Source organism: Haloechinothrix salitolerans (assembly GCF_042662605.1).
GTDB classification, from domain to species: Bacteria; Actinomycetota; Actinomycetes; order Mycobacteriales; family Pseudonocardiaceae; genus Haloechinothrix_A; species Haloechinothrix_A salitolerans.
The window spans coordinates 6,476,482-6,496,150 of the sequence record NZ_JBHSXX010000001.1 but is presented as its reverse complement, the minus strand read 5'-3'; the positions used below and the strand labels follow the sequence as shown (position 1 = coordinate 6,496,150).

Genomic DNA, 19,669 nt, shown 5'->3' with positions numbered 1-19,669 from the left:
CATGGACGCGAAAGGGGCGGGCTTGCACTGGGGGCAAGGCTATGACCCTCTCGGACACGCCGAGTCGCTCGGCGCCGAGGTCTACCCATCGTGGAAGGTGGCCGGCTGGGGCGATTACCGCGCCGGCCGGATTCGGTATCACCCGCGACTCACGCAAGCCGAGGCGCGGTGCACGGTCGCGCACGAAGTCGTTCACCACGAACACCGCGACGACGTCCTCGGGTACTGCGGCGTGGGATGGCTCGACGGGCGGCTCGAACACCACGTGCACGCCGTCGCCGCTCGGCGCCTGGTCGTCGTCTCCGACCTCGCCGAGGCGGTGCGGTGGTCCGACCACCCGAACGAGATCGCCGAGCAGCTCGTCGTCGACACCCGCACGCTCTACGTGCGAGTGCTCGGCCTCTCCCTTGGCGACTACCGCGAGCTACAGGTGCGCGCCCGCGGCAGCGTCCGCCGGTCGCTCGACGACGTCCGCCGGTTCGCGGCGAAACGGCTCCCGACCTGCTGTTCGCCCCGTCGAATCAAGATCAAACCCAGTGCACACGACTAGGCGGGTTGCGCTCGCTGCTAAGGTGCGTTTGTCCAGCACAGGACCAGGCGTGCACAGCGCTAACCCCCTCTCAGCTTGAAAGCGAGCGTCGGGAAACCGACCGGGGGTTCAAATCCCTCCGCCTCCGCAGTTTGCGACGCAGCAACCGCGCTTACGCAGGAGTGAGACGGGTACCCCTAAGCATGTCTCCTGACGATGGTGGCGCGGGCTACACGACGTCGGACCGCTTTGACGCGGTCGCCGGTGCGCTGGAACGACTCCGCGGGCTCCACGACATCCATGAGCCGCTGCAAGCGGTGCTGCAACGGTTCGCGGAGTCCGCGCGCGACGCGATCGACGGCGCGGACGCGGTGAGCGTGACGACAGTGAATGGCGATGTGACGCGCACCGTGGCCGCCACCGATGAACGGGTGCTCCAGATCGATGAGGCCCAGTACGCGGCGGGCGACGGCCCGTGCCTCGAGGCCGCACGCACGAAGCAGCCGGTTCGCGCGCTGGTGCGGGAGGCTCGTGAACGGTGGCCGGACTTCGCCGCCGCCGCGGAACGCCTCGAGGTGCGCTCCTACCTGTCCGCGCCGCTCCTGATCGACGACGAAAATGACGGCGATTTGGTAGGCGCACTCGACGTCTACGGGTGCACGGACGGAGCCTTCGACCCGCTCGACACCGCCTTGTTGCGGATGCTCACCCTGGCCGCATCGGCAGCCATCAGCACCTGGCGTCAATTGCGCCAGGCCCGCGACGTGATCGATCAACTAGACGAGGCGTTGACATCCCGAGCGGAGATCGAGCAGGCCAAGGGCGCGCTGATGGCGCTAAACAAGATCTCGGCCGATGAGGCGTTCGAGCGGCTGGTCAAGCTGTCTCAAGACTCCAACGTCAAGCTGCGTGTCCTTAGCCGTCAGTTGCTGGTCTCCCTGCGAGCGGAGTGATCATCTGGCGTTCACGCGATAGACGTGGACAGCAGTTGACCATTTTAGCCCCCGGTCTCGTATGATCGGATGTGCGGTTCAGCCCAGTAGCCGCCGGTCCAGAGACGAGATGTCGCGGGCCGGTGCGCTGCCTTTTAGTCGGCCGGGCTGGTGAAGCACGGCTCAAAGTGCGCCGCCCCGCTGCGATGGGATGGAGGCGAGTGCCGTGACTAGTAGTTCTCACCACACCGGTGACCGGGACGAGGCTGCCGATGTGCTGTCCGGGTCGCAGCTGACAGTGGACGTGGAGCACAAGAACGATGCCGTGGTTGTGCGAGTCACTGGCGAGATTGACCTGTTGACCGCGCCACGTGTCGAGGAGACGATCATGCCCCTCATACGGCAGCAGCCGCCGGTTCTGGTGGTGGATCTGTCTGGCGTCACCTTCCTCGCGTCGGCTGGGCTGAAGCTGTTGGTCGCCGCGCAGCAGGCGTCACGAGAGGGCACGCGCATCCGGGTTGTGGCGGATGACCAGCACACGTTCCGGCCGATTGAGATGACCGGTCTCACCGAGAGTATCGCTGTCTACGGGACCGTGGCGGATGCGCTGAACGTGGAGTGATCCACGGTTTCGTCGGCATCGACGTCGTGATCTCGCTACCTTGGCGAAGCCGCGATGCATGATCGCGGCTTCGTGTGGGTAGAGGAGAGTCCCTGTGGAGGAGAAGGTCATCCACAATCCGTACGCCGCGGGCATCATGGCTATCTCGGCGGTGGCGGTTTTCGCTGGCACGGTAACCATCGCGACTGATGACTCGTGGTCTCCCGGTTTCACGGTCCAGGAATGGGTGGGTCTAGGCCTGATCGGTATCGGTGTCCATGCGGCGATCGTGTTGCTTGGTGTCTTGGCGGTGCGCTGGTGGCATAACCAGCGATGACACTGTGCGATCGTTTTCAAAGCCGTCGTTCTAAGCAACGGTACGAATGGGTTACGCCAGTCACGCATCGTTGCTGGTGCGGAAGTCGCAGTCGGTGTAGGCGAAAGAAATGAAAGTCTTACTCCAAACACCGTAACCTCCAGCGCTCTCAGGTCGACGTACCAGCGTGGTCAGTCATAGAGGCTGTCGGGGGGCCACGACGTTGAACCAGAGAGTTCTGGAGGGACGACTATGAAGGCCCCATTTGGTATGGGGAAGAGACGCTACGTGATGTTGGCGTGTCTTTCAGCGTTCGCGCTGACTGTGTCCGGTGCTGTCGCGTTTGCTGGCTCGTCCAATTCGAGCAACAGCGAAGCTGTGATCACCGGTCAGTTCAGCGACGAGTGTCGTGACTTCGAAGCGGATGTCGAGAAGCCAGACGGTAAGCCCAAGGACATCTCCTATGTCGAGCTCCACTATGCCGACGGGCGAGTGGTGAAGGACGAGGATGTCAACAGTCCGCACTACGAGATCGATGAAGGCCCCGGTGACGAGAAGACGCACGTCTTCGTCAAGTCAGGCACGACGACCGAGCGATTCGACTGTGACGGCAACGGCGGCGAAGATCCCGAGTGCTCCGACGGTGTCGACAACGACGGCGACAAGAAGACCGATTTCCCCGAGGACCCGGGCTGTGACTCGGCTGAGGACGACAGTGAGGCGCCGAACCCGGAGTGCTCGGACGGTGTCGATAACGATGGCGACAAAAAGGTCGACTCCGACGATCCGGAGTGCCACACCGATGGCGACCCGACCAACCCGGACTCGTATGACCCGCGTGATGACGACGAGTCCAACGGCGATCAGCCGGAGTGCTCGGACGGCGTGGATAACGACGGCGACAAGAAGACCGATTTCCCCGAGGACCCGGGCTGTGACTCGGCTGAGGACGACAGTGAGGCGCCGAACCCGGAGTGCTCGGACGGTGTCGACAACGATGGCGACAAAAAGGTCGATTCCGATGACCCGGAGTGCCACACCGATGGCGACCCGACCAACCCGGACTCGTATGACCCGCGTGATGACGACGAGTCCAACGGCGATCAGCCGGAGTGCTCGGACGGCGTGGATAACGACGGCGACAAGAAGATCGACTACCCGGACGACCCGGGCTGTGACTCGGCTGAGGACGACAGTGAGGCGCCGAACCCGGAGTGCTCGGACGGCGTGGACAACGATGGTGACGGCAAGGTCGACTCCGATGATCCGGAGTGCCACACCGATGGCGACCCGACCAACCCGGACTCGTATGACCCGCGTGACGACGACGAGTCCAACGGTGGCACCGGCGATGGTGCCTTCAGCTGCCGCGCGAGCGCACTGCGCATCGACGGTAGCCCGCTGGCTCCGGTCATCGGAGACCCGTTCGAGCCGTTCGTGGCCAACGACGCCAAGGATCCGTGTGTGGATGCGGATGGATCACTGATCAACACTGGTGACGACATCTCCGGGCCTCCCGGGACGCTCACGGTCAAGGTCCTCCACGCCACCACCGAGGACGACAACGGCGCCGATGCCGAGGCAGGCGCGGCCAACGTGATCGTCAAGGACGAAACGGGTGCTGAGGTGCTGCGGGTTGGCGTGGCGAATGCCAACGCGACCGGCCGGTGCGAAGGTGGTCAGCCGGTGCTCGACGGCGAGTCCGAGATCGTCGGCCTCAAGATCGGTGAGAACGAGACGACGATCCCGCAGGACGACCCGGCGACCCCGGAGGACGAGTCGTTCACCGAGATCCCGCTCGGTCCGCTCGGCACGGTGTTCCTCAACTGGGAGGACGACACCGGCGACGAGCTGACCAGACGTGCGGTGTTCTTCCAGGGCTCACCACTGGGTGACGTCATCGTCGGCGAAGCCATCGCCGACTTCAGTGACAACCCCTGCGCGTAATCACGCGTGATTCACCGGCGGGGCGGGTCCAGGGTGACCCGCCCCGCCGCTCGTGTGCACGGCGTTGTTAGTCGTCGCTGTCGAATAGTGGCCGGATGTCGCGGGCGGCCATGATCTCGTCGTTGCCGGTTCCTGCCGCCACCATGGGCCACACCAGCGATTCCTTGGCGACGACGAAGTCGATCACCACGGGCCGGTCGTTGATGTCGAGCGCTTTCTTGATCACGGCGTCGACGTCGGTCTTGTTGTCGCAGCGTAGCCCTGTGCATCCCATCGACTCCGCGAGCAGCACGATGTCGGGGATCCGTCGGACGTCCAGGTCGGTGTTGGAGTATCGACCCGCGTAGAACAGGTGCTGCCACTGCCGGACCATGCCGAGCGAGCCATTGTTGATCACGGCGACCTTGATTGGGACGTCTTCGATCGCGCAGGTCACCAGCTCCTGGTTGGTCATCTGGAATGAGCCGTCGCCGTCGATCGCCCAGACCAGGGTGTCCGGATGCGCCAGCTTGACGCCCAGCGCGGCGGGTACCGCGAACCCCATGGTGCCGAGGCCACCGGAGTTGATCCAGGTGCCGGGGTGTTCGAACCGCAGGAACTGTGCCGCCCACATCTGGTGCTGGCCGACACCGGCGATGTAGCGGGTGTCGGGGTGGGCGAGTTTCCCGATCCGCTCGATCACGTACTGCGGCGCGAGCCCGCCGTCCGCGGGCCAGGTGTAGCCGAGCGGGTACGTCTCGCGCCAGCCGTCGATGCGTCGCCACCATGCGGTGTAGTCGGCCGCGCCGGCGGAGCGCAGTTCCTGCCTGGTCGCGGCGGTCAGTTCCGCGATGATCTCCCGACAGTCACCGATCAACCCGACGTCGGCGGTCCGGTTCTTGGAGATCTCCGCCGGGTCGATGTCGGCATGAACCACGGTGGCGTCGGGCGCGAACGAGCTGAGCTTGCCGGTGACCCGGTCGTCGAACCGGGTGCCCAACGCGACCAGCAAGTCGGCGCGCTGCATCGCCGCGACCGCGGTGACCGTGCCGTGCATGCCGGGCATCCCGAGATGCTGCGGGTGCGAGTCGGGGAACACCCCGCGCGCCATCAACGTCGTGACCACCGGGATACCGGTCAACTCGGCCAACGTCTTGAGTTGCGTGGCCGCGCGCGCTTTGAGCACGCCACCGCCGACGTAGAGCACCGGTCGCCGTGCGGTGCGGATCAGCTGCGCGGCCTCCCGTAGCTGCCGGTCATGCAAGCGCCGCGCGGGCTTCGCTCGAGGCGATGTCGCCGTCGGCGTCACCGTCGCCTGTAAGACGTCCTTGGGGATGTCGACCAGCACGGGTCCCGGCCTGCCGTGTGATGCCTCGTAGAAGGCGTCCGCGATCACGCGAGGGATGTCGGCCGCGTTGGTGATCAGATAGGTCCGCTTGGTGATCGGCTTGGTGATCGCGCAGATGTCGGCTTCCTGGAACGCCTGCGTGCCCATCACCGCCTGTGCGACCTGCCCGGTGATCGCCACGATCGGCACCGAGTCCATACAGGCATCCGCCAGCGGTGTCACCAGGTTCGTCGCGCCAGGCCCCGAGGTCGCCATGCACACCCCGACCTTGCCACTGGTCTGCGCGTAGCCGGTCGCCGCGTGGCCGGCGCCCTGTTCATGGCGGACCAGCACATGGCGGATCGACGTCGAGTCCATGAGCGGGTCGTAAGCGGGAAGAATCGCGCCACCGGGAATCCCGAAGACGATCTCGACGCCCGCGTCCTCCAAGGCCTTGACGAGCAGGTGCGCCCCGCTGGACGTGGGGCGAGTGGGCACCTCGGTGACGGCTGACGACTCGGTTCGCGCGCGGCTGCCCACGGTTACGTCCTTCCGGTCGATCCGGTGTGGTGCCCATGCTCGGCGCACGCACCGACGGCACACAGAGGACGACTTCTGTTAGCGACGTGGCGGGGTCGCTCCGGCGATCAGCAGCGGCGCGTCGGTTATACGGTCGCCCGCAGCGAGTCGGTGAGCCGCTCGGTCGGGATGCGGCTGGCCGCCATGTAGTACAGCGTCGCGCCCGGCGCGAGCTCGACATCCCAGCTGGGATTGACTAGCAGGTCGTCGCCGGACTGCGCCGCGAGCAGCGTCGCGCCGTGTTGCTCGCCGAGTGCGCGCTGGCAGTCGCCCACCCGCACCGTGCCAACCGGCTCCGGCAGGGTCATGGAGTAGGTGTTCGCCCCGCCATGTGTCAGCAGTTCGGCATACACCTCGGTGATGCCAGGCGACTCCAGTTCCTCGGTCACCATGCGCGGGGTGTGCCACTGCACGCAGTGGATGTCTTCGTCGATGTAGCCGATCTGCGACGCCCGCGCCATGTCGCGCAGCGTGACGACGACGTGTGCACCCGACTGAATGCGATCCACCGTCAGCGCGACGGCCAGCGCCTCGTTGTCGTCACGGACGTCGACCAGCACGGTCGACGCTCGGTGCGCCCCAGCCCTGCGGAGCACGTCGACGTCGGTCAGCTCGCCGCGCACGAACGCGATGTCGCGGTCGGGAATGGGGTGGGTCGCGACGTCGTCCCAGGTACAGAGCACGAGTTCCTGGTCGCAGTCGGCCATCAGCTCGTCAGCGATACGTTCGGTGCGGCCCGGGGTGTAGCCGAGCAGCACGATGTGGCCGGTCGCGGTGACGGTGATCGCACCCTGCATGTGACGCCCCCTTGCGGTTTCGAGCACGGCTGCCAGCTTGGTGAAGACGGTGGTCAGCGTCGCGATGCCGCCGATGATGACGTACACCCCGACCAGGTGGCCGCCCGCCGTCTCGGGGAAGAAGTCGCCGTAGCCGACCGTCGACGCCGTGACGATGAACCACCACCAGTAGTTCGCCGGGTCGACCAGTGGATTGTCCGGTCCCTCCGCCCACGCCATGAGCGGCCACGCCGTCGCGAACACGAACACGGACACGATGGCGGGCGTGGCCCAGCTACGCAGGAAGACCATGCGCGCGAGAAGGCGCGAGATGAAGATCGGCACGCTGCTCCCTTCCTACCCGGTGACATCGTGTCCCAGGCCGCCGTCACCCGCGCGAGCGGTCCGTCTCCGACCCAGCCTGGCGCTGCTCCTCCGCCAGCCGCTCGCGGTAGTGTTCCGCGCGTAGGTGGTGCCCGGTGCGCTCGGCGGCTTCGGCCGTCGCGGCGAGCATCGTCGCCGGCAGCCTGGGCACAGCGGATGCTACGCCGTCGGCCTCGGCGAACACGGCGCTGGCCAGCTGAACGTCGGCGGCGAGCGCGAGCAGCACCAGTTCCTTCACGTACGTACGGCCCATCGCGTACTGCTCCCAATTCGGGACGTCGACAATCACCCGGCCGCACTGTCGCAGCGCCGCGAGCGCCGCCTCGTACTGTCCAGCCCTGCGCCGGAACTCGGCGAGGGTGCACCAGTTGACGGCGAGGTCGCGCGGCGTGCCCAGCAGCGACAAGTACTCCTCCTGGGTCTGCGCCGCCGCCGCGTAATCGCCAACGGCGCTCTGGTGGTAACGCAGCTGACTTAGCGTCGACTGGTCACGCGCGCGGCCATCGGCCCACCGCGCCAGGTAGTCGCGCGCGGCATCGACGTCACCGACAAGCCGGGCTCGCTCGACCCAGGTCATCGGGTCCTCCGCGTCCGGATCGGTGGGGAACTGCCTGCTCTTCCGCTCGAACCACGCTGCCAGCTCGTCCTCGGTCACGATCGGCTCGCCGCGCCGGTCGAGGACCTGCTTCAGCAGCGCGTCCTTGTCCTCGTGGTCGCTCGCGCGGACGTACTCGATCGTGGCAGCCACCCCGGCAGCGAGTAGGTGCTCGACGTCGTAGCCGGTGGTCGTGTCGAAGTTCGCGCGCTTGATCGCCCACTGCGTCCAGACGTCTTCGATCTCACCGTGCTCGGCGAGCAGGAACCCGGCTAGCCGCGCCTCGTCGCTGAGTCCGGCGAGCGGTGCCTTCCGCCGGCACACCGCTTCCTGCTCCGCGATGTGTCGCAGCAGGTCATGATCGTCGGCCCTGCGGTCGTACTGCAATGCCCACAGCACCTTCGCCCGCCGCGCCATCGCCGTGTCGTAGGCGTAACCGTCGGCACCGACAGCCTCGTCGTAACGCAGCTCCTGCCAGCCCGAACGGTTCTGCCGCAGCCGGGCGAGCTCGTCTCGCGCGCTTTCCATCACCCCCAGCAGTGTGCCAGGTTTCACGCGCTCGTCACTGGTCGATTTCGCTCATCAAACCGAGGCGTAGGCGAGGTTCGGCACCCGCTCGATCGCGAACCGCGACCGCAGGTAGAACCACCAGGTCACGGTGATGCAGACGCCGTAGAAGCAGATGAACACAGCCAGCGCCGGCACCAGCGATCCGCCGTTCGACAGTGCGAATCGAAACACTAGGTTCACCGCGACCCCGCCGATGGCGCCAACCGCACCCGTGAGCCCGACGACCGCGCCCGCCTGCCGCTTGGCCGCACTGACGTCGTCCCCACGTTCCCGCGCTCGTGCGGTGAAAATCGACGGGATCATCCGGTAGATGGCGCCGTTGCCGATTCCGGTGAGCACAAACAACGCGATGAACGAGCAGAAAAACACGCCGAAGTCGTGGTCGGTGACGCCGATGAGCGCGGTCGCCGCGCCGACCGCCATCCCGGCGAACGCGAGCAGTGCGATGCGTGCCCCACTGAAGCGGTCGGCGAGCCAGCCGCCGACCGGACGGCACAGCGCGCTGATCAGCGCACCGAGGAAAGCGAACCCGATGAAGTGGTCGTACTCGGCGAAGCTGGTGCCGATGAGCAGCGGGAACGCGAACGAGAACCCGATGAACGACCCGAACGCACCGACGTAGAGCAGCGACGCGATCCAGGTGTGCTTCGTACGCAACGCGGCCTTGTATGAAGAGCCGTCCGGCTTCGCGCTGGTCAGGCTGTCCATGTACCGCCACGCGCACGCCGAGGAGACGATGATCAACGGCATCCATAGCAGCGCCGCGTACGCCAGGTTGATGCCGGTGCCCAGCGTGATCACCAGCGGCACCACGAGTTGTGCGACCGCCGCGCCGATGTTGCCGCCCGCCGCGTTCAGGCCCAGCGCCAAGCCCTTCTCGCGGTCGGGGAAGAAGAACGACATGTTGGCCATCGACGACGAGAACGTCGCGCCGCCGAGCCCCATCGCTGCCGACGTCAGCAGGAAGAACCAGTACGGCGCGCCGCTGGTCACCGCGTAGGCCAGCATCGCGCACGGCACCAGCAGCACCGACGTCGCGATCGTCGTCCACGCCCTGCCACCGAAGACAGGCAACGCGAACGTGTACGGCACTCGCAGCAGCGCCCCGACCAGGTTCGGCACGATCACCAACAGGAACTTCTCGCTGGTCGTGAACGCGAACCCGACGTCGTTCAGACTCACGACGACCACGCTCATCAGCAGCCACACGTTGAACGCCAGGTGTTCCGCCACCACGCCGACGCCCAGGTTGCGCCAGGCGATGCGACGTCCGGTGCGCTGCCAGAACGCCGGGTTCTCCGGATCCCAGACGTCGATCCAGCCGCGTCGCTGACGTGGCCGCTGGTCGCCCGGTTGTTCGGCTGGCTCGGTGAGCACGGCCGTCATCGGCTACCTCCCGTTACGACTTCGTGCCGAGCGTCGTGCGGAGACGTGTCCGAGCCGATTCCGCCGCGTTTCAGCGGCGTAACCGAAACCTCTCCGCGCAGGTCAACGCGGTGGAACGCTGGTCAGGCGGCCAACGGGTCGCCGTGATTCGCCCCACGTTGTCGGTGCCATGCGGCACACTGTGGGCTGTGGCGTGGTGGGTGCTGCATGTTGATCTGGATCAGTTCCTCGCGGCGGTGGAGTTGCTGCGACGACCCGAGCTGCGTGGGAAACCGGTGATCGTCGGGGGAGAAGGCGATCCCACGCAGCGGGGAGTGGTGTCGACGGCCTCGTACGAGGCGCGGGAGTTCGGGGTGCGGTCGGGAATGCCGCTGCGTACCGCGGCCAAGCGCTGCCCTGACGCGGTGTTCCTCCCGGTGGACGCCGACGTCTACAACGCGGTGTCGGCGCGGGTCATGGACACCCTGCGGGAGTTCGGCGCGCCCGTGGAGGTGCTCGGCTGGGACGAGGCGTATCTCGGGGTGGAGACCGACGATCCCGAGGCGCTCGCCGGTGAGCTCCAGCGTGCCGTGCGGGCCGCGACCGAGCTGGACTGTTCGGTGGGCATCGGGGACAACCGGCTGCGCGCGAAGCTGGCCACCGACTTCGGCAAGCCCGCGGGTGTCTTCCGGCTCACTCGGGAGAACTGGTACGAGGTGATGGCGGACCGCCCGCCCGACGCGCTGCTCGGCGTCGGCGCCAAGACGACGAAGAAGCTGGCCGCGCTCGGGATCACGACGGTTCGCGAGCTGGCCGCCGCCGACCGGAACGCGCTCGCGGAGCGGTTCGGGCCGACGATGGGGCCGTGGATCTGGTATCTCGCGCAGGGCAGAGGTGAGACGGAGGTATCAGCGACCCCGTACGTCGCGCGCTCGCGCGGCAGGGAGACGACGTTCCAGCAGAACCTCACCACGTGGGACGACGTCGAACGCGAGATCGCCGTGCTCGCACGCCGGGCCGCTGACGACGTCGCCGAGGAGGGCAGGCCTGCGGCGCGGGTGGTGGTGAAGGTGCGGTTCGCGCCGTTCGAAACGGAGTCGCACGGCGTGACGCTGCCCGTGCCGACGTCCGACCCGGCGGACATCGAGCAGGCGGCACTGGACGTGCTCGGGCGGTTCGAACCGTCCCGTGCGGTGCGCCTGCTCGGTGTCCGTGCGGAGTTCGAGCGATAGCGGCTACATGCCTGGCAGTCTGCGCGGGGCCATCGCCGCCGCCGCACACAGCAGGTAACCGACCGCTGGGCCGAACGCTCCGATGCTCAGCTCGGTGAGGTCCGACGCGCTCGAGATGTCCGCGACCGCCGCGACGTGCACCGCGGCGGACACCAGCAAGATCGCGATCGCGACCCTGCGGAACATCGCGACCGCGGTCTTGAGCACGAAGATCACCACGACGAGCACGCCGATCGCGACCATGCCGATGGTGATGTTGAGTGGGGTGAGTTCGACGTCACCGCCGATGGTGTCACCCAGGTCGACGAACGAGCCGAGGCCGTACTTGAGGGCGAGGAATCCGGCGCCGATCAGTGCGAGCCCACCCCAGATGACCTTGAGCGCGACGGACTCCAGCACGGCGGCGAACGCGAGCAGGACACCGAGCACGACCAGCGGATAACTGAAGATCTCGACGTACGACTCGCCGAACCCGCTCGCGGCCAGGTCGACGTCGCCGGACCACAGGTCGACCAGCGACTGGCTCGTCGACGTGCCGTTGGTCATGGCCAGCCACGGCAGCACCGTGACGCTGAGCAGTTGGACGACCAGACCGAGCAGGGTGAGGATCAGCCCGAGGCCGGGCAGGCGGAACCCGCGTCCGGGCGACGGTGGCGGGGGTGGTGGGGGCTCCGCTTGCGGACGCTGTGGTGGGTATGCCGGTGGACCGTGTTGTTGGTACGGCTGTTCGTACGGCGGCTGCGGATGCCGATACCGCTCCGGCGGTTGCCGTTCCGGATTGATCGGTGGTTGCGACATGCGGGCACGGTACTCGCGAGTCGCACCTTTCGACACCGCGAGTTGTCCGCCGTGTCGCGAGTCCCGAGTTACGGAGGCGCGAGTCCCACGATCCGCCGCGGTGGGTTCCGCGCTCCGGGGCCGCGAGCTCCGACTTGGAGCGCCGTGACCCCTGCGACCGACGTTGTCGACCGTGCTGAACAGAGCACGGGAACGGGGGACACGGCGGTCAGTGTGCCACCGGGGCCAACAGCCGCAGGGCGGCTGGGCGGACGTGGACCGTCACAGGGAGGGTGCCGATCTCGTCGCCGTCGGCGCAGACCGGGACATCGGCGTCCGCGTCGATGGTCACCGACGTCCCCGCGACGAGTGTGACCTCCGGACGACGGATGTGCTCGCCCGTCTTCGCCTCCCGCATGAACTTCACCAGCTCACGCCGGGGGCCGTCGCCGACGGCCATCACGTCGAGCTTCCCGTCGTCCAGCACGGCGGACGGCACGATCCGCAGCCCGTGGCCGTACGCGCCCGAGTTCGCCACCACGACGGAGTACGCGCACACCGAGCGCGCGTCGCCGTCCGTGGTCACCGTGAACGTTGGCGAGCGCCACCGCAGTATCGCCCGCACCGGTGCCAGCCGATACGCCAGTAGCGCGGGCAACCACCGGGTGTCGTTGATGATCCGCGTGGACATCGAGTCGATGCCGACGTAGACGTTGCCCGGGACGACGACGCCGTCCGCGTCGAGGACGTCTATGGCGCGCGGCTCGCCGGACAGCAGCAGCCGCGCCAGTTCAGCGGCCGAGGATGGCAGTCCGAGCGCGCGCCCCAGGTCGTTGCCCCGGCCAGCAGGAACGATGCCGAGCACTCCGCCCGCGTCAACCACGCCGCCGGCGGCGTCGCGGACAAGCCCGTCGCCGCCGACGGCGACGACGACGTCCCCGGCTCGCGCGGTCTCCGCGGCGGTTGACCGAGCGTGCGCGGCGTCAGTCGTCTCGACCACCCGCACCGGGGCGCCAGCTGTGGACAGCGTCTCCGCGATCGGTTCCCACACACGAGCGGCGTGCCCACCACCGGAGATCGGGTTGATCAGTGCGGTGAAGGACCGCATCAGGACGCCGCCGGGATCAGCACGCCGGGGTTGAGAATGCCCGCCGGATCGAGCGTACGTTTGACCTCCCGCAACACGTCGGACGCCAGTGCCCCGATCTCCTCGCCGTACGTCTCGCGGTGGTCGGTGCCGACGCCGTGGTGGTGGCTGATCGCCGCGCCGCACTCGCGAATCGCTCGGTTCGCGGCTTCCTTCGCCTTCGTCCACTCGCCGAGCGGGTCCGCTGTCTGCGCGCACACCACGGTGAAGTACAGCGACGCGCCGGTCTCATAGACGTGCGAGATGTGGCAGAGCACCAGCCCCTGCACGCCCTGCTCACCGAGCGCGCCGGTGATCGCGGACGTGACGGCCTCCTTCAGCGTGTCCAGATTGGACCAGAAGGTCACCGTCTCAAGTGTCTCCACCAGCACGCCCGCGTCCAGCAGTGGATCCCGCAGGTACGGCGCGCGATACCGTCCGGTACGCCACTTCTCGCCCGGTTCTGTGCCGAGCGCCGTGCCGCCGGACGCCGTCAGGGCAGCGGATGCCGCCGCGCGTCGCGCCGTCACGTCCGCAGCGGTGCCCTCGTACCCCACGATCGCGAGGCAGCCGCCTGGTCCGCCGGACAACGCCGAGCCGGGGTCGGCCAGATTGACCGCCGTCTCCGCCTCGTCAGAGAGCCGGATGACTGTCGGGAGTGGACCGTCCTGTGCCAGTGCGCGCAGCGCCCCCGCGCCCTCGCTGAACGACTCGAACCGCCAGCCCTCGTACACCCGCTGCTCCGGTAGCGGCCGGATCCGCACGGTGACCGACGTGATCACGCCGAGCGTGCCCTCCGATCCGAGTACGAGCTGCCGCAGGTCGGGGCCCGCCGCCGACATCGGCGCGCTGCCCAACGACACCGTGCCGCGCGGGGTCGCCAACTCCAGCCCGACGACCATCTCGTCGAACCGCCCGAACCCGGCCGACGCCTGCCCCGCCGAGCGTGCTGCCGCGTACCCGCCGATGCTCGCCCCCTCGTACGACTGCGGGAAGTGTCCCAGCGTGAAACCGTGCTCGTGCAGCAGTCGCTCCGCTTCCGGGCCGCGCGCGCCGGACTGCAACGTCGCCGTGCGCGACACCGGGTCGACGTCGACCAGTCGGTTGAGCCGCCCCATGTCCAGTGCGATCACTCCGGCGAACCAGTCTCGCGCCGGGGCGAGGCCGCCGACGACGGACGTCCCGCCGCTGTACGGCACGACCGCGACGCGCAGCCGCGAGCAAACCTCCAGCACGGCGAGGACTTCGTCGTGCGAGCCGGGGTAGACGACGGCGTCCGGCGCGTCGCTGGCGTCGCCCGCGCGGATCTTCAACAGATCGGATGTGGACCAGCCACGCGTGTGGGCGATGCGCGCGGCATGCTCGGACGTCACGTGCTCCGCGCCGACGATCGACTCCAACTCCGCTTGTGCCTGTTCGCCGAGCGCGACCTGCGCCAGTGGAATCTCGTCCACCTTCACCGGCCCGTGCTCGGGAGTGGTGACGCCGAGCGCCTGCAACGCGCCCGCCGCGGCGTCGGGTAGTTCGGCTGGCGCGGATGGGTTGCCCCAGCGGTACGGGTGGAAGTCGACGACGGGAATGTCGGATTCGGTCATGGTCGCCTCTTCGGACGGGACGGCATTTGCTGATACACTTTGACACATGATGTCGCAGCATCGCAACACGGATGACACCGAGGTGGGTACCGCTGAGCGTCGCGCGCCCAACCTCATCGACGAGCAGCACATCCTCGACGCCGCGTACGAGCTGCTGCTCGCCGTCGGGATGCGTCGCATGACGATGGCCGACATCGCCCGTGCGGCTGACGTTTCCCGTGCCACGCTGTACCGCCGCTGGCACAACGTGCGCGAGATCGTCGCCACCCTGATGACCCGCGAGTGGACGACGCTGGCCAACGCGGAACTGGACGTCACATCGGGCACCGCCCGCGAACGTCTCGTCGGCGGCGTCGTCCGGCTCGTGCGTGCGAGCAGGGACAATCGGATGCTGCGCAAGATCATCGAGGTCGATCCCGAGTTCCTACTGCCGTACCTGCTGCATCGGCGCGGCACCAACACCACTCGCCAGCTCGAACTCATCGAGCACGGCATCCGCCAGGGCATCGCCGACGGCTCCATCCGTGACGGCGACGTCGCCGTACGCGCCGAGTCGGTGCTGCTCACCGCGTGGTCGTTCGCGCTGACCGGACCGGCGCTCGCCGCCTCCCCGCTCGATGTCCTTGATGACCAACTGCACGACCTGCTGGAGAGGTACCTGGCCCCATGAGCACCCCGAACGCGTCGCTGAACGCCGATCGCCGCGCTCGCGAGCTGGCCGAACTGGGTCACGGACTCGTCGACGTTCTCGTCATCGGCGGCGGCGTAACCGGTGCTGGGATCGCGCTGGACGCCGCGTCTCGCGGGCTGTCCGTCGTGCTCGCTGAGAAGCACGACCTCGCGTTCGGCACCAGCCGCTGGAGCTCCAAGCTGGTCCACGGCGGTCTGCGTTACCTCGCGTCCGGCGGGTTCGGCATCGCGCACGAGAGCGCCGTCGAGCGCGGCGTGCTGATGGAACGCACCGCGCCACACCTGGTGCACGCCATGCCGCAGCTCGTTCCGTTGCTGCCCAGCATGAGTGCCGCCGATGCCGCCATGGTGCGGGCGGGGTTCCTCGCGGGTGACATGCTGCGTGTCGCCGCTAGGACCTCCCGGCACACCCTGCCGCGCTCCCGTCGTGTCACCAGCGCCGAGGTGCGCCGCCTCGCGCCTACCATCACCGGAAGCGAGCGCGGCGGTTACGTCTTCTGGGACGGTCAGCTCACCGACGACGCCCGTCTCGTCGTCGCCATCGCTCGCACGGCCGCCGCGCACGGCGCGCGGATCCTCACCCGCTGCGCCGCCGAACAGGTCACCGGAGCAGGCGCGGTGCTGCGGGACACCCTCACTGGCGACACCCACTCGGTCGACGCCAGCCTGGTGATCAACGCGGCGGGCGTCTGGGCGGGGAAGGTCGCCGAGGGCATCTCGTTGCGGCCAAGCAGAGGCACCCACCTCGTGTTCTCGCAACGCAGCTTCGGTGGGCTGAGCGCGGGGCTGACCGTGCCCGTCCCCGGCGAGCGCAACCGGTTCGTGTTCGCGCTGCCGGCGCCCGGCGACCGCGTCTACGTCGGCCTCACCGACGAGGAAGCACCCGACGACATACCCGACGTCCCCACGGCGTCGGACGCGGAGATCGACTTCCTGCTCGCCACCATCAGCCGCGCCTTCACGACCCCGCTGACCAGGGACGACCTGCTCGGCACCTACTCCGGACTGCGTCCATTGCTGGATGCCGGAGGCGGTCGCACCGCTGACGTCTCCCGCGAGCACGCGGTCATCACCGCGCCGGACGGCCTGGTCACCGTCGTCGGCGGCAAGCTGACGACGTACCGCCGCATGGCGCAGGACGCCCTGGATGTCGGTCTCGCCGCGCGCGGGATGGCGGCGGGGGAGTGCGTCACCCGGCGGTTGCCGCTGGTCGGCGCGGCCTCGCGGCAGGCGCTCGCGTCGGTGGCCGCGCCGCGCAGGCTGGTTCGTCGCTACGGCACCGAGGCGCTGAGGGTGCTCGCCGAGGGTGACCCCGAGCCGATCGCGGACGGTATCGACGTCACCGGAGCCGAGCTGCGGTTCGCCGTGCGGCACGAGGGCGCCCTCGACGTCGATGACCTGCTGGATCGCCGGACGCGCGTCGGGCTCGCCGCCACCGACCGGGATATCGCGATGCCCGCGGCCAAGAAGGCACTCGCGGCGGAGTGATGTGCGCGACCCCTGGGCAGGGATACCCCTACCCGGTATGATGGTGGGTGCTACGACGAGCACACCCAGGGGAGCATCAATGCGCGGATACACCCACGACAAGGACCGCTACCTCAAGCGTATGCGCCGGATCGAGGGTCAGGTGCGGGGTATCGCGCGCATGATCGAAGAGGACGAGTACTGCATCGACGTGCTCACCCAGGTCTCCGCCGTCACCAAGGCATTGCAGGCGGTGTCATTGGGCTTGCTCGACGAGCATCTCCAGCACTGCGTCGCCGAGGCGCTCGCCGACGGCGGGGAAGACGCGGAGGCGAAGGTGAAGGAGGCAAGCGAGGCCATCGCGCGCCTCGTCCGCTCCTGACGCCCAGCGCACACCACCCGCGCCGTGTCGCGATTGATATGTGCCGCAGGGCGCATCGCCTGGCTCCGGAATGCCCGGTTCGGCTAGTTTCGTCGGGAAGCACCATTCGTAGCGACAGGGGGCACCGGTGCGCGACACGGCTGATCGTGCGCGGTATCAGACCGTGCCGCAACAGCCAGACGACGCCCGGTCCTTGCTCGCCGCGCTGCTCGCCCTGCCAGGCCGTGGCCTGCGCTCGGTGATCCGCTCGGCGGCGATGACACCGGGCAGGCTGACCGTCATCGCGGTTGGTCTCATCGTGCTGACCGCGCTTGCCGCGCTCACCGCGTCGTTCGCCGTGCGCGATCGCAGCGACACTCTCACCGACCTCACCGAACGCCGAGAACCGCTCGCCGCGGCTGCGCAGCAGGTTTACCGCGCGCTGTCGGACGCTGACGCGACCGCGGCAAGCGCGTTCCTCGCCACCGGCGAGGAACCGGAGGAACTGCGCCAACGCTACGAGAACGACATCGCGATGGCCGGATCCTCGCTGAGCAAGGCGGCGTCCGACCCCGCTGCGACGCCACGCATGACCGCGCAGATCGATGTCATCAGCCAACAGCTACCGGTCTATACCGGGCTGGTCGAGACCGCCCGCACCAACAATCGCCAGGGCTTTCCTGTTGGCGCGTCCTACTTACGGGAAGCGTCCGCGTTGATGCGTACGGTGATCTTGCCCGCTGCCGAGGCGCTGTACCGGATCGACACCGAACGCGTGGCCGAGCAGCAGGATGACGCGGGCGGCTTCCCAGTGGTCGCGATGCTGTTCGTGATCGCGCTGCTCGCCGCGCTGATCGCCACCCAGCTCCATCTGAAGCGCCTGACCAACCGTGTGCTCAACGTCGGCTTGGTCATGGCCACGCTCGCCATCGGTGTTGGGGTGCTGTGGAGCGTCGCGGCTCTGACGGTGCAGAGCGTGTACATCGGCAACGGCAAGGACGACGGAACCGAGCAGGTCGATCTGCTGGTCCAGGCGCGGATCGCGGCGCTGAAATCGCGCGCGGATGAGACATTGACCCTGGTCGCGAGGGGTGACGGCGGTGCGTACGAGGAGGAGTTCGTCCGGCTGTCCGGACGGATGGCAGGAGACGACGGCGGCGGTGGCTGGCTCGCTGACGTCGCCGCCGACGCCACGGACGGCACACCGCTCGCCAGTGAGGTCGCGCTCGCGCAGGAGAGCGCCGAGAAGTGGCTGCGCGCGCACGCGAAGGTGCGCGAACTGGACAACGCGGGGGACTACGCCGAGGCAGTCCAGCTCGCCATCGACGTCGGCAAGCCGGACGGCGCCGCGGTCGCCTTCGTCGCGCTGGACGACCACCTTCGCGCGGCGATCGAGGAGGCAAGGCAGGCGTTTCACGACGACACCACCGCGGCGTCCCAAGTGCTGACCTTGCTCGCCCCTGGCTGGATCGTGCTCGGGATCATCGCGGCGCTCGGCATCGGCGCCGGGATCAGGGAACGGCTGAGGGAGTACCAATGACCGGGCATGTCAGCGGTCGGCTCGCGGCCGTGCTCGCTGTCGGGCTCGTGGGTGTGCTGCTGCTCGCGGGCTGCGGCTCCCCGGGTGAGCCGCCCAATCTCGCGCCGCAGGTCACGGCGCAACGTCCGATGCCGGCCAACGCCGAGGTGAACCCGGAAATCGAGAGCATCGGTGCCGTCAGCGACGACTGCGGCAACCCGACCGCGAGCCTGCGCCCCAAGGGGCTCGCCACCCCGCGCGGCTCCACCATGGCCAAGATCAAGAAGCGCGGCATCTTGCGGGTCGGCGTCGACCAGAACACCTTCCTGTTCGGCTTCCGCAACCCGACGACGGGCGACCTCGAAGGCTTCGACATCGCTCTCGCCCGCGAGATCGCCAAGGCCCTGTTCGGCGATCCCAATCGGGTACGGTTCAAGGCGATCACGTCGCAGCAGCGCATCGACGTCCTGCGTAACGGCACGGTGGACATCGTCGTTCGCACCATGACGATCAACTGCGAGCGCAGGGAGCTGATCGAGTTCTCGAGCGTGTATTTCGTCGCTGGCCAGCGCGTGCTCGTCACGAAGCGTTCCGGCTACACCGGGCTCGCCGACCTCGCGGGCAAGAAGGTCTGCGCGACGACGGGGTCGACGTCGCTGAGCAACATCGCCGCGGCCCCATCGCGGCCGGTACCGGTCGCCGTTGACAACTGGTCGGACTGCCTTGTGCTGCTCCAACAGGGCCAGGTCGAGGCGGTGTCGACGGACGACACGATCCTGGCAGGCATGGCGCAGCAGGACCCGACGACTCACGTCGTCGGCCCGAAGTTCACCAGTGAACCGTACGGTGTCGGCATCCCGAAGGAGAACACGGACATGGTCCGCTACGTCAACGCCGTACTGCGGAAGTTCCGTGAGAACACGTGGCAGGCTGTGTACGACAGGTGGATCGAGCCTGCGCTTGGTCCGGGGTCGCCGCCGAAGCCGACGTACAAGTAGGTGC

The 19,669-nt window shown here is 68.1% G+C and carries 18 protein-coding genes; 11 read left to right on the top strand and 7 right to left on the bottom strand.

The features are described from left to right. Position 1: 1 nt before the first annotated feature. The 5 genes from ACFQGD_RS31155 to ACFQGD_RS31135 all read left to right on the top strand — a co-directional run bounded on the left by ACFQGD_RS31155 (position 2) and on the right by ACFQGD_RS31135 (position 4,325). Complete coding sequence (locus ACFQGD_RS31155) at positions 2 to 550, top strand: hypothetical protein (RefSeq protein ID WP_345391428.1); 549 nt, start codon at positions 2 to 4, stop codon at positions 548 to 550. Between the two features lie 182 nt (positions 551 to 732). Next, on the top strand, positions 733 to 1,482 hold the full coding sequence (locus ACFQGD_RS31150; RefSeq protein ID WP_345391424.1) for a GAF and ANTAR domain-containing protein: 750 nt from the start codon (positions 733 to 735) through the stop codon (positions 1,480 to 1,482). Between the two features lie 205 nt (positions 1,483 to 1,687). Next, complete coding sequence (locus ACFQGD_RS31145; RefSeq protein WP_345391421.1) at positions 1,688 to 2,083, top strand: STAS domain-containing protein; 396 nt, start codon at positions 1,688 to 1,690, stop codon at positions 2,081 to 2,083. A 94-nt stretch (positions 2,084 to 2,177) separates the two neighbouring features. Next, on the top strand, positions 2,178 to 2,399 hold the full coding sequence (locus ACFQGD_RS31140) for a hypothetical protein (protein ID WP_345391418.1): 222 nt from the start codon (positions 2,178 to 2,180) through the stop codon (positions 2,397 to 2,399). A gap of 357 nt (positions 2,400 to 2,756) precedes the next feature. Next, positions 2,757 to 4,325: a choice-of-anchor P family protein gene (locus ACFQGD_RS31135; RefSeq protein ID WP_345391415.1), complete on the top strand. Its 1,569-nt coding sequence runs from the start codon at positions 2,757 to 2,759 to the stop codon at positions 4,323 to 4,325. A gap of 67 nt (positions 4,326 to 4,392) precedes the next feature. On the opposite strand, the gene ACFQGD_RS31130 is transcribed toward ACFQGD_RS31135, so the two are convergent. The 4 genes from ACFQGD_RS31130 to ACFQGD_RS31115 form a co-directional block, all read right to left on the bottom strand. Next, positions 4,393 to 6,171, bottom strand: coding sequence for an acetolactate synthase large subunit (locus tag ACFQGD_RS31130; RefSeq protein ID WP_345391412.1), 1,779 nt, complete (start codon positions 6,169 to 6,171; stop codon positions 4,393 to 4,395). 125 nt (positions 6,172 to 6,296) lie between these two features. After that, a complete protein-coding gene (locus ACFQGD_RS31125) occupies positions 6,297 to 7,331 on the bottom strand; it encodes an ion channel (RefSeq protein WP_345391409.1) in 1,035 nt (344 codons plus the stop codon). A gap of 43 nt (positions 7,332 to 7,374) precedes the next feature. Next, the gene (locus ACFQGD_RS31120; protein ID WP_345391406.1) at positions 7,375 to 8,493 is read right to left on the bottom strand and encodes a tetratricopeptide repeat protein; all 1,119 of its coding nucleotides are present in this window, start codon (positions 8,491 to 8,493) and stop codon (positions 7,375 to 7,377) included. A gap of 54 nt (positions 8,494 to 8,547) precedes the next feature. Further along, positions 8,548 to 9,921, bottom strand: coding sequence for an MFS transporter (locus ACFQGD_RS31115; protein WP_345391403.1), 1,374 nt, complete (start codon positions 9,919 to 9,921; stop codon positions 8,548 to 8,550). Between the two features lie 188 nt (positions 9,922 to 10,109). Between ACFQGD_RS31115 and ACFQGD_RS31110 the strand changes: the two genes are divergently transcribed. Continuing rightward, complete coding sequence (locus tag ACFQGD_RS31110; protein ID WP_345392421.1) at positions 10,110 to 11,132, top strand: DNA polymerase IV; 1,023 nt, start codon at positions 10,110 to 10,112, stop codon at positions 11,130 to 11,132. Between the two features lie 3 nt (positions 11,133 to 11,135). Here ACFQGD_RS31110 and ACFQGD_RS31105 read toward each other — a convergent pair whose 3' ends face one another. The 3 genes from ACFQGD_RS31105 to ACFQGD_RS31095 form a co-directional block, all read right to left on the bottom strand. Then, a complete protein-coding gene (locus ACFQGD_RS31105; RefSeq protein ID WP_345391400.1) occupies positions 11,136 to 11,930 on the bottom strand; it encodes a hypothetical protein in 795 nt (264 codons plus the stop codon). Between the two features lie 208 nt (positions 11,931 to 12,138). After that, positions 12,139 to 13,017 carry a diacylglycerol/lipid kinase family protein gene (locus ACFQGD_RS31100; RefSeq protein WP_345391397.1) on the bottom strand — a complete coding sequence of 293 codons (879 nt, stop codon included), beginning with the start codon at positions 13,015 to 13,017 and terminating at the stop codon, positions 12,139 to 12,141. Beyond that, positions 13,017 to 14,630 carry an FAD-binding oxidoreductase gene (locus ACFQGD_RS31095; RefSeq protein ID WP_345391394.1) on the bottom strand — a complete coding sequence of 538 codons (1,614 nt, stop codon included), beginning with the start codon at positions 14,628 to 14,630 and terminating at the stop codon, positions 13,017 to 13,019. Before ACFQGD_RS31095 ends, ACFQGD_RS31100 begins: the two co-directional genes overlap by 1 nt. 46 nt (positions 14,631 to 14,676) lie before the next feature. On the opposite strand from ACFQGD_RS31095, the gene ACFQGD_RS31090 reads away from it, so the two are divergent. The 5 genes from ACFQGD_RS31090 (at position 14,677) to ACFQGD_RS31070 (ending at position 19,665) form a co-directional block, all read left to right on the top strand. After that, positions 14,677 to 15,300 carry a TetR/AcrR family transcriptional regulator gene (locus ACFQGD_RS31090; RefSeq protein ID WP_345391391.1) on the top strand — a complete coding sequence of 208 codons (624 nt, stop codon included), beginning with the start codon at positions 14,677 to 14,679 and terminating at the stop codon, positions 15,298 to 15,300. Further along, positions 15,297 to 16,808 carry a glycerol-3-phosphate dehydrogenase/oxidase gene (locus ACFQGD_RS31085; RefSeq protein WP_345391388.1) on the top strand — a complete coding sequence of 504 codons (1,512 nt, stop codon included), beginning with the start codon at positions 15,297 to 15,299 and terminating at the stop codon, positions 16,806 to 16,808. Before ACFQGD_RS31090 ends, ACFQGD_RS31085 begins: the two co-directional genes overlap by 4 nt. Before the next feature lie 79 nt (positions 16,809 to 16,887). Then, entirely contained in the window at positions 16,888 to 17,169 is a 282-nt protein-coding gene (locus ACFQGD_RS31080) for a metal-sensitive transcriptional regulator (protein ID WP_345391385.1), read from the top strand. Positions 17,170 to 17,296: 127 nt separating this feature from the next. Then, complete coding sequence (locus tag ACFQGD_RS31075) at positions 17,297 to 18,688, top strand: hypothetical protein (RefSeq protein WP_345391382.1); 1,392 nt, start codon at positions 17,297 to 17,299, stop codon at positions 18,686 to 18,688. Continuing rightward, complete coding sequence (locus tag ACFQGD_RS31070; protein ID WP_345391379.1) at positions 18,685 to 19,665, top strand: glutamate ABC transporter substrate-binding protein; 981 nt, start codon at positions 18,685 to 18,687, stop codon at positions 19,663 to 19,665. The genes ACFQGD_RS31075 and ACFQGD_RS31070 overlap by 4 nt, the downstream gene beginning before the upstream one ends. Positions 19,666 to 19,669: the final 4 nt, after the last annotated feature.